Here is a 14,226-nt window from a genome sequence, read left to right as displayed (position 1 = left end):
CTAAAACTTAACAGCGATTAATGCACTAAACCGCGGCGCTTTAATAACGCGTCAGTTGACGGTTTTTTACCGGCAAAGTCGATATAGCTTTGCATCAAATCCTGGCTGTTACCTTTTGATAAAACCGTGTCACGGTATTTTTGACCGTTTTCTAAGGTTAATCCACCCTGCGACATCATGTAAGAGAATGAGTCAGCAGCAAACACTTCGGTCCACAAGTAGGCGTAGTAACCCGCAGAATAACCGCCGCCAAAGCTGTGGCTAAAGTAAGTGGTTTTATAACGTGGGGGAACTGGCGTGTAATCTAAGCCATGTTTTGCTAAGGCTTGTTTTTCAAAGGCGGCAACATCGGTAATCTCGGTGTCGGCAGTAATTGAGTGCCATTCCATGTCTAGTAACGCCGCTGATAGGTATTCCACGGTACCAAAACCTTGGTTAAAGGTATGGGCTTTTAATACTTTAGCCAATAACTCGGCAGGAATAGGTTCACCCGTTTGATAGTGTTTAGCATAGTTCGCGAGCACCTGAGGGTCGATGCTCCAATCTTCATTGGCCTGTGATGGAAACTCCACAAAGTCACGCGCGGTTAACGTACCCGCTAGACTTGGGTAATTAACCTGTGAATACAAGCCATGAATAGCGTGGCCGAACTCATGGAATAGGGTGCTGACCTCATCAAATGTCATCAGGGTTGGCTGGCCTTCAGCTGGCTTAGGTATATTTAGCGCATTGTAAACAACAGGCTGAGTATTTTTTAAGAATGATTGGCTAACAAGTTCATCCATCCATGCGCCACCTTGTTTACCCTGGCGGGCATATAGATCGAGGTAGAACAAACCAATTGAGCTGCCATCTTGATTGAAAATCTCATAGGCGCTGACATCTTTATGCCAAACGGGTAAGTCATTGCGTGGTTTTACGCTAATGCCGTACAGTTTATTCATCGCGAAGAACATACCATCATTTAATACTGTGTTCATTTCGAAATAAGGTTTTACTTGGCTGTCGTCTAGATCATATTTGGCTTTACGGACTTTTTCCGCATAGAAAGCCCAGTCCCAAGGTGCCAGTTCAAATGTTTGACCCTCTTTAACGATTTCAGCTTGAATATCGGCCGCTTCGACTTTGGCTTTAACCAGAGCTTTTGGGGCGAGATCGTCAAGAATGCCATAAACCGCTTCTGGGGTTTTAGCCATTTGGTCGCCAAGAGCATAAGCCGCCCATGTTGGATAGCCTAATAGATTGGCTTTTTGGGCGCGTAATTTGGCTATGTTAATGTTGAGCGGTGCATTGGTTTCCATTGCGCGATAGGCCGATGTTTCCCACAGTTTTTTACGTAAGTCTCGGTTTTTAAGGCTAGATAACAAGGGTTGAGCTGTAGTGTTGACTAAGGTGATCATGTAACCGGTTTTACCAGCATCTTTAGCTGCTGCGGCAAGTGATGCAATTTCGCTATCAGACAAACCGTCAAGTTGCGCTTTATCTTCAACCACAATCACATCATCTTTGTATGACTTTAATAAGTTTTGTGAAAAGCTGGTTTCAAGTTTAGCTAGCTGGCCATTGAGTTCACGCATTTTAGTTTTATCAGCTGGTGATAACTCAGCACCTGCACGCACAAAGCTATCGTAATACACTTCAACTAAACGCAGATCTTCACCAGTCAATGTCGCTTTGTTTTTATAAATAGCCTGAATGCGGGCAAACAGCTTTTCATCAAGATACATGTTGTCCTGATGTGCAGTTAACTTGGGGACTATTTGCTCTTCAACACTGGTGAAGTTGTCGTCTGAAATTAATCCTGAAAGATTGAAGAAGATACGTTGAGTGCGGTCTAAAATTGCACCTGTTTTTTCTAAAGCCACAATGGTGTTTTCAAAGGTTGCAGCTTCACTGTTATTGGTAATCGCCTCAATTTCAGCTTTATGTTCTAACATGCCTTGCTCAAATGCTGGCAAATAGTCACTGGCTTGCAACTTGTCGAACTGTGGTGCCATATATTGCAATGGGCTTGGTGTCAGTAGGACGTTTGCGACGCTTGCAGGTGCTTTAGTCATTGTTGTTGGTGTCTCTGCTGCTTTGCTATTGATAGTGGCGTCTGTTGATGGTTCTGAACAGGCACTCAGCATCAGTGCGGCACTGATTGCTGTAGTGATAAGAGTTTTACGCATTGAAATATCCTTGGGTCTTTGCCCTTTCGGTGTATTTGTTCGATATGTGCTTGTGTTGTTAATTTTGCGTTGTTGGATGGAACAAAGTGACAACGCGAATACAATACCAAGCTATAGTCTTTTAGCCTAGGAGGAAAAATTAAGATTAACCTTTGTTAGCAACAGGCATAAGCAAAAAGGCAGGTTAAATCCTCTTTCTCTTCTATCTGAGCTATTTTTTACGTCATCTTCTACATTTTTATGGTGGTAATTTACTGATATTCGCGTAGTTTAGGGATGATTGAAATGCACGACTAGGTGGTCATATGAAAGCAGGTAAACACGATACAAAACTGCTGAAGCTCGCAATGGACATTGGCATGGGTTACGCGCACAAACGTGGTTTTGCTGATTTTGGTAAAGGTATTTCGCCGAAAGACAAAGTTGAATGTATTTATCGGTTATTAGTACAAGATAAGTTAATACAACCATTAGCTGAAGATAAAGACGACGGACCCAATAGAAAGCACAAACTGATATTGTGGATCAGTAAACAATTACCTAAAGATCACGAGCTGCTAAACTAACTTTGGCTTTTTGATGGTTATCATCACTTGATTGACGCGTTTGATTTAGCCACCTTAATTTTATGCTTTGAGTTAGTTTCTAAGTGACTTGGGTTTTTATAAGTATTTATTCGCTTTGTGAGTATTTATTATGACATCGATACTTGAGCAGACGACCTGTATTGCCTACAATGACGCACGCTTTATTCACAATAGACAACGACTATGAACGACACAACTTCACAACCTGCTTTACCCGATCGCTTAAGTGTTAATCCACGTAGCCCACATCATGTGGCTGCTATTTTTGAACATGAAATTGGTATTACCTTAAACGGTAAAGAACGTTTTGATGTAGAAGAATATTGTATCAGTGAAGGTTGGGTAAAAGTCCCAGCTGGCAAAGCGTTAGATCGCCGTGGTCAACCACTGACAATGACGATGAAAGGTAAAGTTGAAGCGTTTTATCGTTAAGATTTACGCACCGACATAACCCGCTTATGTGCTAAATACTGATGTTCATATTGAACTCAGGACTAAAAATAAAGCGCTACCATGAACATGGGAAGCGCTTTATTTTTGGTTTTCATATAGCTTAAGTCAGCATTAGCCTGTTATAGATAATTATTTGAGATAAATGATTACTCCCAAGCTACTTAATCAAAATCGAATCCAAGTTTGCTAATTATCACTTAATACATTGATGACTATTTTATTGCAGCGATCTCTTTTTCCACAGCAACAACAACAGCCTGTGGATTGTTTAGGTACAAAGAATGATCGATAAAAATGGCATTGTCATCTACTGTCATTACTAGCACTGGGAACCCTGTTGTGCCAATGACCTGTTGTATTTCAATAATGTTCTCAAGGACATATTCAGCTTCCATACTGAGTTCATCTTTAAATATTTTATTTGAAGGTGATAACTTGCAGTTTTCGACTATGGCATTGAAGTCATGTTTATTATCGAGTGGATTACCTTCAATAAAGTGAGCGCGTTGAATCGCATTAAGGGTTACCAATTGTTTTTCAGGCTGTTTGGCCTGCAACCATGCCATTAAATTTGCCGTTTTAATGGAGTTTTTAGGGCTATTGACGTAACGGATATGATCACGGCCAAATTTAAGTCCACTTATTTTTGCCGCTGCAGCCATTTGATCTTCACCGGCACTGTCTGTACCAATGTAATGTGCGCTGTGTAATAAGTGCACTGTCATTTGCGGATAGGCTGCTTGCAACGCATTCACTAAAGGCGTGGTGGCGTAGCTCCAAGGACAATGTGAGTCATAGATAAAATAAAGCTCAGTGGTCATTAAGTTAATTCTTGTTAGCGATCAGATGCGCCGATCCTAATTAGTTTACCGACATTATACAATCTTTGAATCTGCAATTAACTGCAGAATGGGTGAGGGCGATACTTGTTGAAACACCTGTGAAATTAATTCTGGGTTAATGTCATTGACATATTATGGCAGGGTATTGACCGTCATAAATCATGTTTGATTTTCAGGAGTAATAATGTCACTGATATTTTTATCAAAAACACGTGCGATGACATTAAGCAGTTGCTTAGTGGCTAGCGCTATATTGTCAGGTTGTGGCTTTATAGGCTCAGATGAAAAACAACAAGCAGAAGCACTTTGGTTAGCTAAAGACGAACAACTAAAACTGGCAGTTGAAGCCGTTAGAAGTCAGGGCATTGATGCGGTCATTAAAGGCGCTGAGGCCGGCAGTGTTTCGGCGTGTGTTGCAGCTAAGTTGAGTGAAGATCCGCTAGGCGAACTTGTCAGTGTCGAGGGGGCTTTAGCTGAGTCTGCGCAGGTTGCTGAGCTTATTGGCTCGATACAAAAGTTACTTGAGCAAGACATTAGCTTTGAGCAAGTGGCAGGTTTACTTCAGCAGGGGGCTGATGCAGCCTCTTATGCCAAATCGTTGATTGAGCAACTTGGGGTCACTGGGGCGATAGCCAGTATGCAACAAATGGCTTTGGCCAGTGAGCAATATGCGACTCAAGATTTAGGCGGACACTTTAAGCAATTGTTATTAGAGTGTCAGTCTCAACAATCAAGCAAATAATATTGCAAAGTCATGGTGAAACAACAGTTTGTGTGATTACGTGGTAGCATTTATTTATGCTTTATTTGGTTTTTAACGTAAAAGCCGGCTGTTAACAGCCGGCTTTATTTGTTGGCGATGAAGGCGAGTGATATTGGGCAGACGTTATTTCATCTTAACCACTATGCCATCTTAATCGCTATTTCATGTTAACGACTAAGCTTGCTCCGTTACTTGATGGAGCACCATCGGCGCTGATGTAATACCAGCCTTCACTTGGTGCAGTAATGGTTAAGCGTTCATCATTGGTCGAACTTTCTGATTTAACATCATATGAACTTGGATTAGCCCAGGTTTGCTTATTACCGTAAAGATTAACATTTCCGGTGCCATTGCCACTTATTACTGTCACTTCTTCTGTCGCTGCTGGCACATAGAAGTAGTAACTTGAGTGACCATCAGCAATACAGATAGCTTGTCCAAATGTTACCGCGCCATAGCTGTAAGGTGCTTGCGTTGCACAGGCATCTTCGATGGCTAAAGGCGGGGTTCCTGTATCATTGTTGGTTAGGCTGACATTTAAGCTAACACCTTCGTAAGCTTGTTCTGCCACTAAACTGATATATACCCAACCTCTGTTTGCGATCACGCTGAGTAATTCATCATTATTGGCCGTGGTTGCTTTTGCATCATAAGCTGAGGTTTTTGCCCAAATATTTTGGTTAAAGTAAATATCGACATTGCCGCTTCCGCCAGCGGTTGATATATAAAGCGGCGTATTATCTTCTTCTACATAAGTGTAGAAATAGTTAATGCTTTGACCACTCACACACTCGGCTTGCTCTTTGGTTAGATTACCGTCTGTAATAGTTGGGCTACCGCAGTGCTGAATAGGATCAATTGGTCCATCAGTATCTGCATTATCACCTATTCCATCACCATCAGAATCGGCCCACTCACTAGGATCGTTTGGAAATACATCGGCATTATCACCAAAACCATCACCATCTGAGTCGATTGTTTCAGTAGGATCGGCGGGGAACATATCACTGTTATCACCTACGCCATCGCCATCAGTATCTCGGGTTTCTGTCGGATCAAATGGGAAAGCATCCTGATTGTCATTTACGCCGTCACCATCAGAGTCAATGGGCGCCACAACGCCGGTGTCTATGGTGTCATCGTTGCTAGATACAGTGGCGAGCCAGGTGTTCCATTCAGTGTTGTATTGTTGGCCAATGGTATCATTGATATAGGTTAGCCAACCTGCAGCATCACCACTGCGGGCAAGTACTAGCAGTGCATCGACATCTGATCTGTGTTTTTCAAACATAAAACGTACGGCGAGATAGCCCCAGCTGTAAACTCGTTCTGTGCCGCTGTCATAGGTGTTCGATAAAATCTCATTTAAGCTAAATGCTTGTGAGCGTCCAACATTAATTGCACCATCATTACGGTTTTGTTTAGAGATGTATTCCGCTAAACCTTCTGCCCACCACACTGATTTTCCGGTATCAATGTCGAAGTAATTAAATGCGCCATAAAGGTTAAAGCGGCCATCAAGGTAGTGCACATACTCATGCTCAAGGTTCCAGACAAGGATGTCTTCTGTCCATGTGGCTTCATGGGCAATAAATCTTGCTTGGTTGCCTTCTTGAGACGGTGTTCCTTCTAGGTACATACCACCATTGTTAGTGCCTATACCAAATATCACCCCAGCATACTGAACATAGTCATTGTAACTATCAAAAATATTCACTTCCAGGCGTTCATTTAAGTCATCCGCTACGGGCTGATATCCTGTTGCCAGCACATTGTGAAACAGTGTTTCTTCTAAGCCCATTAGATCACATGAGCTTTGTAACTCCGTATCTGTTAGTGCTTGTGCGCGAATATAGATGGTGTCGCTACAGGTATAGTTAATCGGTAATGCAGTACGTTCAAGTTCTTCTTCCCAGCCGCAAATACCGAAGGCTTCACATTCTCCTGGATTATAGTAATCAAGGTAGCCTGCGCCATCAGCCCATTCAGCTGACATGCGTTCAAATTTACTCATGTAAAGTTGCACGCCATCGTTTAGGCGAGTTTTGAAGCTGGCAGGCAGGTTCCAGGTTTTTTGGTAGCCATAAAATCGTCCAAATTCGTGGAAGGCATCGGTAGATTCATATTGATAGGCAGAAGTATAAATATACTCTGAGGTCGCTATTTTCAGTAAAGCATCAATTAAGTCACTATGGGCGAGGGCATTTTGGCTGTATTCATCTTCCCAAGTACCGTAATAAAGTGTGGTTAATGCGCTAGTCAGTGCCGCACGGTGGCGATTACTGGCAAGGTATTCGGGATTAAACCTTTGTAAGTAATCAGTAATAACTGGCACACTTTCAAGAATATGATCCGCACTTGCCCATGAGCTAAAAAATTCAGTTAAGGTGTCACCTGAGCTTTGGCTTAAATCAAATAAATGCGGGTTTTTAGTGTATTCCTGCAATGCGCCATAAACCGCATCAGCTGCCTGAGAGTCGCTGTAAGTTAGGTTATCGTTATAGAATTCAATATAAAACGCGCCGCGTAAGAAGTAGAAAAGATTACGCATTTCATCGCCATTACGGCTATCGTAGGTCGCGGCGATACTTTTCGCTTGATTCGCAACCGACACTACATTTGCAGTTTGATATACGGCTACCGAGACTGCATCATTTCTTGAATATAATTCTGAGATACACGACAGTTCTGCTTGTTTGACAAAATCAAATAATGCTTGGCCTGTTAAGTTAGCCATTTCACTGCTACATACATTGGGTGCTGCTTCTGCAGCAGTCGCCAATGCGCCCATTGGCCCATCAATCTTTTTTAATGACTTGCCCTCCGCAGGGGGCTGAAGTGGATCTGTTTTGGTATTTTTTTGTTGGCCAGGGATATTGGCGCCTTTCTCAAAGCGATTGGTAGTCGCCTTAACTTGATCTAATTTTGACGTCTCTTTGATTGTAGAAGGTTTGTTGGTGGTCGAGAACTCCTCAATGTTTGAAGACTCTTTCACAGTTGGAGGTGCCTCGTTAGTCGCTTGTGCATGGAATGGGAAAAGAATGGTTGAGCATGCAAGCGCTACGGCATGAACAGTGAATTTTCGGCTGACATCGATTAATGGTGATGATTTTATTGGCATTTTAAACTCCAGTTAATTACAACAATGTCGTTAAATCACCTAATTCAAGGAAGTGATGTTCAGACTATTATGTTTTTATCGTCGTGAATTCTATTGTGATACTTAGGGTTGTTAATCTTTTGTTAAAGATTGGTATAATTTATAATGTATACAATATTTAGTATCAAGTATAAAAATCACCACAAAAGTGGTTTACAGGCAGAGAGTATTTTTGAAGGTGAATGTGCATTCAGTAGTCAAATTAATGGCTCAGTCTCGTGAGGAACTGTGGTATTTAAACAGAGGTTAATAATATGCCGATATGGGCTTTCGAGCATAAAAGCAGAAAGTAAGACGCAAAAATAGTGAGTCAAAGTTGGTTTTTAGTGATGAGTTAACAACTATCAACATTCAATTTAACAATAACTTGGTTACAGTTTTATTACAGACGTGTGTGGCGAAATAGAGGTGAGAAGTGCACATGATGAGTCATTATGTTAAGGCTGAGTATTTTGCAAAATTATCTTATTGCAATCTTGATTGGGTGTGTCAAAAATAAAATTTTGAAAAAATCTACCGTTAAATCCTGCATAAAATTCGATTATATTGAATTTATATTCACACTCAATTAGGTGTAAATATATATAACCAAAAAGAATAAGTTATTTCGTTTTGCGTTTTGTGGCGGCTGGGTGCTGTTAAGTATGCTGATTAAAGTATCAGTTACACTTTGTTTGGGTATTTCACCGCCCACTGAACCTTTAATGAGTATTACAGGATGATAATGCACCAAGACGCCTTAGATTTACTTTAACTCTTTGATTTTTTGCTATGGTGGTTGCTCACTGATCCTGCGGGACCAAAATAATGCGTTATTTAGTGTGACTTTTTAGTGGGGGCAGATATTGCTCCCAGTTTTTTATGTCAGAATCTCGCGATATACGTTTTTGGTTTGCAGAGGGAAAGTTTTTACTTCCAATGAGCACACCAGATGGCATTGAGTTGTTATATTTTAATTTTTTATTTTCTGCTTCGAATTCAGCTTGTGAAACATTCAATGCTGGTGTGCAATTAAGGGATAAATGCCACATCTATTAGCTTTGTTTTATTTTTTTGATGGGTAGTGTATTTTACTAACCTTATTTTACGTAAATTAAGGATGAATAATGCGTAATAAAATCATTAAAGCACTCTCTATTTTTTCTCTTTTTCTTTTCTCGCTGAATACCTTTGCGGTAACGAATTGGGTTGATTTTGAAATCATTAATGGCCATATCAATTTACCCGTGACAATTAAAGGGGTTGAAGGCCGAGCGATTCTAGACAGTGGTGCGCAGTTAAATGCGATTAATTTAAGTTTCATCAATAGACACGGATTTGAATTTCCTAAAGGTGGAAAGGTCAATGTTGAAGGTATTTATGGCACAGAAACTCGTCGATTATTCAATAATGTTCAAGCAAAACTTTTTAATACTGACTTAGAGCTAAATAACCTAGCAGGACTTCGTTTGGGGCACCATGAGGTTCAACTCCTATTAGGTGCGGGATTGTTAGAGAAATTTATTTTTCAGATAGATTACCCCAATAGCCGTTTAAGACTGTTTGAAAGAGGGTCTGTTGATTTAGCTAAGCTTGAGAACATTCAAATGCAGATTGATCGAGGTTCAGGGCAACCAATAGTCAGAGTTGACTTGAATGGTCAAAAAGACGCTTGGCTTATACTTGATACAGGCAATAACGGTGGATTATTTTTAAAGCGTACTCTGGCAACAGATTCAAACTGGTTGGAGCTTTATGGTTCACAATCAAGCCTAATTGCAGGGGCTAATAATATTGGTGTTGTTGATAACTTTCGTTTGCCCGAAGTAAAATTTGGACCTTTTACCATTGAAAATGTTCAAGTTAGCGTTCCTGCGGATGGTCAAACTGAGTCAGTATCTGGTCAAGAGTCGATTAGCTTTTCACGTATCAAAGGAAAAAATATCAAAGGGCTTGTTGGTTATGATGTGTTAAAACATTTTGTTTTAACCATTGATTATAAGTCCGGCCATTTGCATGTTGGATTACCAGAAGAGATATAATTTGGCGCAGTTATGAGGTCAAATTAACCTATTCAGCAGAATAACGTTTAGATGCATTTAAAGCAGCAATTAAGCCCTGTTCAGTTATATTCATTACACCACTTGAACTATCTGTCGGAGTCGCTTTTTGTTGTGACTCTTGGGATTTGGCAACAGAGATTTGTTGCCACTTTTTCATCACTCTGGCTAAGGCCCCATGATTTGATAAGGTTGAAATTGATCGGTTGATTTCAGCAAGTAAGGCTGAGTTATTGGTTTTTTTGCTGATCATAAAGTGGATCTGATTAGTGTCTACCACAAGTGCTAATGGTGACAGAATGAGCCCTTCGGATTGATTGGCAATATAAGGTAAGGCAACTGAGTCACCGATTAATACATCCCCTCTTTTATAGGCAAGCATTTGCACTGATTGTGTTGCGTTAGGGCTAGTAATTAATAAACCTTGTTGCGATAACTCATCTTTAGTGGCTAAATAGTCCTGACCATACCAACCATAAGAAGGGGCTAATAATTTAAGCTTCTTAGTGAAAATGTCCTGCCACTTATCAATTGTAATACTTGAGGTATTTCCTGCTTCGACAAACAGCCTGACCTCTTCATCACGATATGAATCTGAAAAATAGGCGTACTCTTCTCTTTCTGGGATATAACTTGCTCCCATCATCATGTCTAATGTGCCGATTTTCAGCATTTGATGGGCACGCTTAACGGGCATTTGAATGAACTGTACCTTACAGCCGAAATTATTTGCCACCAGAGTAAGCATATCGACATCTAAGCCAACAGCTTTACCCGATTCATCAATCCAAGCGTAGGGAGCCCAGTCATTAAAGCCTATTTGAATGGGTTCTGGACATACTAATTTGCCATCTTGCGCATGGGCGTTGCCAGATTGTCCATAAATGACTAAAAGAATTAATAATAACCTCATTGTGATAGCTTTCATTTATTACTCTCGAATTGTCTTTGAGAAATTGCCAGCACTTGTACTAACGTGCCATTAGCTCACTGGAAATAGGTATATTAGATTTATCTTAGTCTTGTATTTGGCTATTTACCAGACAATATCAGTTAGCGATTTTTGAGGGGGATGAAAGACCGCGCCATCAACTTTCTGCTTCAATATGATTTTTGGCTGACGTAATTATTGAGTGTTTTAATCGTATTTACATATAGGGTTGTGCTGATTTATTGGTTACTTTGGGCTTAAATTGGTTTGGTATTGCCGATGCTATCGAACTTAGTGCTTCGATAGCCTTGGGGGGGATATCATCATACTTGTCATTCGTAGAATGATTAACTTTTGTTGGTAACGCTTAAACTCACTATTCTGATAGTAAATTATATAATGTGATTAAGCCGTTATTTTTATATTTTAATATGTTGTAAAAATTATTGATGAATAAACCTATTGATATCGCATTGCCTTCGCTGGTTCAGCGGATTGGTGGTGACAACGTGAAGCAAGCAAAAGCGATGGCACAACAATACGATTGCCAGCTTAAGCGTGTGCGACGCTCTAGAAACTGGCTAATGCATGGCGACGCAAAGATGATTCAATCCTGTGTGTTGCGATTAAAAGCTGACAAATCAGAGACTTTTAAATATTTAATTCATAAGATAGAAGCAAGCTTATTAACACATGCGGATAAGCTAGAGCCTTTAGCCGTGAAACTACAACGTTTGATGGCTCAAAATCCCAGTATGACATTGACAGAGTTGATACAGTTGACCCATTGCACAGAGGCTGAAGCAAGAGTGGCTCGTTTTAATGCTGAAGTATAACCCACCCCCTAAACACCATCGAAAATACTGGGTATTTATTGACGATGAACGCAGCATATCATCCTTGAACTTGTGAATTGATATGCTTTGGGCTGTGATGTTTAGTTGGTAGCTTTAAGTATCAATGGGTTTTAATTTAAAGCGGCAGGTTACAACTGAATAGTGCAATCAAGCCAGAAAAGATGTTCTAGTAATCTTCATCGTTAGCATCACTGATTCGCTGTAATCTTTCTAGCTCTTCTTCTTTTGCGGCATTGATTTCATCAAGAATCGCATTAACATCGGCAATATGTTCACTTTCAGCAAACTCGCCTGTTAGCTTTGATGTAGGTGTTAGTTCACCCGCTTCAAATAATGCCCACATTTCTTTAGCGAATTTAGTACCTGCTAACTCAGGAGCAAACTGACTGTAATAACTTGTCATGTTGTTTACATCGCGAGAAAACATCCATTGGGCGTTATTATTGGCTGCAGCATCAACCGCTTGGGGCAAATCAATAATCACCGGACCTTTGCTATCTACCAGCACATTAAATTCTGATAAGTCTCCATGTACGATACCCGCACACAGCATTAATTTGGTATATTCAATCATGCTGGCATGATCTCGGATAGCTTCTTCGTAGCTCATTTCCACATCGTTTAGCCGAGGTGCAACTAAGCCATCATCATCTGTCACTAACTCCATTAACAATACGCCGGAATAGCAGCCATAAGGTTTCGGCACTCGCACGCCCGCATCGGCTAATTTATATAGGGCATCTACCTCGGCATTTTGCCAGGCTTCTTCTTGTTGATCTCGACCGAATTTAGACCCTTTTTCCATCGCTCTGGCGCGACGGCTATTGCGAACTTTACGGCCTTCTTGATACTGAACAGCTTGCTTAAAGCTACGTTTGTCAGCATCTTTGTAGACTTTCGCGCAGCGAATGTCCTCGCCACAACGGACGACATAAACACTGGCTTCTTTGCCACTCATTAATTGACTTAGGACATCGTCTACTAAGCCTTCTTCAACCAGAGGTTGGATTCTTTTCGGGATTTTCATTGCGTCCTTATACCGCAATTAAGCTCAGGATGGAATGCTCAAATGCTTGCTAGAAAATAAATTTTGATGAAACGGGTAAGTTAGCTATTTTATTACAACTTACTATCAGCAAAAAATAGCCGATTATTATTTTTGTGTGGTGATGAGCTGAAGAGTGTCATAGCCCAAGGTGGTGATTATTTGTTATCATATCGACATCTGATTTTATATTTGTGCAATGACATTAATGCAGTTGTCTCTAAGCTGGCTATATTGATGTTAAGTGTTGATAAGCGAGATTAAAGCTGCGCACAAGCTTGCCAATTAACTTCCTGATTTACAATGATAATACAACCGATTTATCGGTTATTGGAATTTCTTATGATTGAACTGCAACAGAATAACCCGCTACATGGCTTAAAATTAGAAACCATGGTGGCCGAATTAGTCGACTTTTATGATTGGAAAATCCTCTACGCTGCATTGCGTTTAGAATGCTTTAATACCAACCCAAGTATGGAAGCGTGCCTAAAGTTCTTAAAAAAGACGGAATGGGCCAGAGAAAGGGTAGAAAGTTTTTATCTTTATCGCTTTAAGCGTATGCCTAAAGGAAGTGCGGCGCAGTTTGAGTTAAAGCCGCGTGAACGTGGTTTTGCCCATGGTATTTTGCCTCGTAAACCTCAAGAGCTAACGGTAGAGTTAATCGCTGAAATGCGAGATAAAGCAACGGCGGACTATCAAGAGATGAAGCGCAGTAATAGCCGCCCAAAATTCGGTAAAGATAAACCCAAAGCGCAAGACAACTACGCGCAAAATAAACGTACTGGCAACAAGCGTCCTGCGCCCTCACAAGATCCCAAAAATCCTTGGGGAAATTAAGCTGCTGATGGCTTAAAGCCAGAATCAAATATTTGATCGTTATCTCAATGCCGCAAATATTGTGGCATTTTTGTTTAGAATTGGTAATTGGCTTTTACGGCCAAGTCACTGTTTGAATCGTCTTGAGTCTCGAACATTGAGTTAGCTATATCCACGACTAGATTATTTTCTAGCTTATAGATAAGGCCTATGCTTGTTTGGCATTAAACGAGACGCCAGTCTTTTTATCGGTGGCTTCGCTGATATTGGGTTGGTGGCATTACTGAAACGGATTGAGAGTTAACTGGCACTCATGGTGACTTTGTTAGTAAGGTGCTGAAGTGAGCAAAGTCATTTGCTGCTTTTTGTCGTTACTGAACAAGCTAAAACCATGATAAGTATCACCGTAGAGGTTTTATATTTTATAGTGGTCTTTAATGTTACTTAATCTCATAAAATTATCAGACAGATGATAAGCAGCGTGGAGGGAGAATTGGCTTAAGTGAGTGTTTGACCTGTTTGAAAAATTGGTTTTGCATCATAGAGTTAAATCGCTGTT

11 protein-coding genes are annotated in these 14,226 nt (G+C 40.6%); 6 read left to right on the top strand and 5 right to left on the bottom strand.

The window, feature by feature from the left end:
• Positions 1-17 precede the first annotated feature (17 nt).
• Positions 18-2,171 (bottom strand): M3 family metallopeptidase, encoded by a 2,154-nt coding sequence (locus tag NE535_RS11045; protein WP_261298696.1) that lies wholly within the window; start codon positions 2,169-2,171, stop codon positions 18-20.
• 305 nt (positions 2,172-2,476) lie between these two features.
• On the opposite strand from NE535_RS11045, the gene NE535_RS11040 reads away from it, so the two are divergent.
• Both NE535_RS11040 and NE535_RS11035 read left to right on the top strand, forming a co-directional pair.
• Positions 2,477-2,737 (top strand): DUF5062 family protein, encoded by a 261-nt coding sequence (locus tag NE535_RS11040; RefSeq protein ID WP_188840837.1) that lies wholly within the window; start codon positions 2,477-2,479, stop codon positions 2,735-2,737.
• A 204-nt stretch (positions 2,738-2,941) separates the two neighbouring features.
• On the top strand, positions 2,942-3,190 hold the full coding sequence (locus NE535_RS11035; protein ID WP_188840836.1) for a DUF3297 family protein: 249 nt from the start codon (positions 2,942-2,944) through the stop codon (positions 3,188-3,190).
• Positions 3,191-3,423: 233 nt separating this feature from the next.
• Here NE535_RS11035 and NE535_RS11030 read toward each other — a convergent pair whose 3' ends face one another.
• Positions 3,424-4,032, bottom strand: a complete 609-nt coding sequence (locus tag NE535_RS11030) for a protein-disulfide isomerase (protein WP_261298695.1) — start codon at positions 4,030-4,032, stop codon at positions 3,424-3,426.
• Between the two features lie 238 nt (positions 4,033-4,270).
• Here NE535_RS11030 and NE535_RS11025 point away from each other — a divergent pair, with 238 nt between their 5' ends.
• Complete coding sequence (locus NE535_RS11025) at positions 4,271-4,795, top strand: hypothetical protein (protein ID WP_261298773.1); 525 nt, start codon at positions 4,271-4,273, stop codon at positions 4,793-4,795.
• A gap of 178 nt (positions 4,796-4,973) precedes the next feature.
• Here NE535_RS11025 and NE535_RS11020 read toward each other — a convergent pair whose 3' ends face one another.
• Complete coding sequence (locus NE535_RS11020; protein WP_261298694.1) at positions 4,974-7,937, bottom strand: M9 family metallopeptidase; 2,964 nt, start codon at positions 7,935-7,937, stop codon at positions 4,974-4,976.
• Positions 7,938-9,082: 1,145 nt separating this feature from the next.
• Between NE535_RS11020 and NE535_RS11015 the strand changes: the two genes are divergently transcribed.
• On the top strand, positions 9,083-9,997 hold the full coding sequence (locus tag NE535_RS11015) for a pepsin/retropepsin-like aspartic protease family protein (protein ID WP_261298693.1): 915 nt from the start codon (positions 9,083-9,085) through the stop codon (positions 9,995-9,997).
• Positions 9,998-10,025: 28 nt separating this feature from the next.
• On the opposite strand, the gene NE535_RS11010 is transcribed toward NE535_RS11015, so the two are convergent.
• Positions 10,026-10,928, bottom strand: a complete 903-nt coding sequence (locus NE535_RS11010) for a substrate-binding periplasmic protein (protein ID WP_261298692.1) — start codon at positions 10,926-10,928, stop codon at positions 10,026-10,028.
• 467 nt (positions 10,929-11,395) lie between these two features.
• Between NE535_RS11010 and NE535_RS11005 the strand changes: the two genes are divergently transcribed.
• Complete coding sequence (locus NE535_RS11005) at positions 11,396-11,782, top strand: ribosome recycling factor family protein (protein ID WP_261298691.1); 387 nt, start codon at positions 11,396-11,398, stop codon at positions 11,780-11,782.
• Positions 11,783-11,969: 187 nt separating this feature from the next.
• Here NE535_RS11005 and NE535_RS11000 read toward each other — a convergent pair whose 3' ends face one another.
• Entirely contained in the window at positions 11,970-12,830 is an 861-nt protein-coding gene (locus NE535_RS11000; RefSeq protein WP_261298690.1) for a PA4780 family RIO1-like protein kinase, read from the bottom strand.
• A gap of 360 nt (positions 12,831-13,190) precedes the next feature.
• Here NE535_RS11000 and NE535_RS10995 point away from each other — a divergent pair, with 360 nt between their 5' ends.
• Positions 13,191-13,688, top strand: a complete 498-nt coding sequence (locus NE535_RS10995) for a VF530 family protein (RefSeq protein ID WP_261298689.1) — start codon at positions 13,191-13,193, stop codon at positions 13,686-13,688.
• Positions 13,689-14,226 lie beyond the last annotated feature (538 nt).

It is taken from the genome of Shewanella holmiensis, from assembly GCF_025370255.1.
GTDB classification, from domain to species: Bacteria; Pseudomonadota; Gammaproteobacteria; order Enterobacterales; family Shewanellaceae; genus Shewanella; species Shewanella holmiensis.
The sequence above is the reverse complement of the archived record's forward strand: the minus strand, read 5'-3'. Positions and strand labels throughout refer to the sequence as shown.

Excerpts from the sequence above, each read along its gene's own strand:
- NE535_RS11045 (WP_261298696.1), bottom strand. The coding sequence starts at position 2,171 with ATGCGTAAAACTCTTATCACTACAGCAATCAGTGCCGCACTGATGCTG.
- NE535_RS11040 (WP_188840837.1), top strand. The coding sequence starts at position 2,477 with ATGAAAGCAGGTAAACACGATACAAAACTGCTGAAGCTCGCAATGGAC.
- NE535_RS11035 (WP_188840836.1), top strand. The coding sequence starts at position 2,942 with ATGAACGACACAACTTCACAACCTGCTTTACCCGATCGCTTAAGTGTT.
- NE535_RS11030 (WP_261298695.1), bottom strand. The coding sequence starts at position 4,032 with ATGACCACTGAGCTTTATTTTATCTATGACTCACATTGTCCTTGGAGC.
- NE535_RS11025 (WP_261298773.1), top strand. The coding sequence starts at position 4,271 with ATGACATTAAGCAGTTGCTTAGTGGCTAGCGCTATATTGTCAGGTTGT.
- NE535_RS11020 (WP_261298694.1), bottom strand. The coding sequence starts at position 7,937 with ATGCCAATAAAATCATCACCATTAATCGATGTCAGCCGAAAATTCACT.
- NE535_RS11015 (WP_261298693.1), top strand. The coding sequence starts at position 9,083 with ATGCGTAATAAAATCATTAAAGCACTCTCTATTTTTTCTCTTTTTCTT.
- NE535_RS11010 (WP_261298692.1), bottom strand. The coding sequence starts at position 10,928 with ATGAGGTTATTATTAATTCTTTTAGTCATTTATGGACAATCTGGCAAC.
- NE535_RS11005 (WP_261298691.1), top strand. The coding sequence starts at position 11,396 with ATGAATAAACCTATTGATATCGCATTGCCTTCGCTGGTTCAGCGGATT.
- NE535_RS11000 (WP_261298690.1), bottom strand. The coding sequence starts at position 12,830 with ATGAAAATCCCGAAAAGAATCCAACCTCTGGTTGAAGAAGGCTTAGTA.
- NE535_RS10995 (WP_261298689.1), top strand. The coding sequence starts at position 13,191 with ATGATTGAACTGCAACAGAATAACCCGCTACATGGCTTAAAATTAGAA.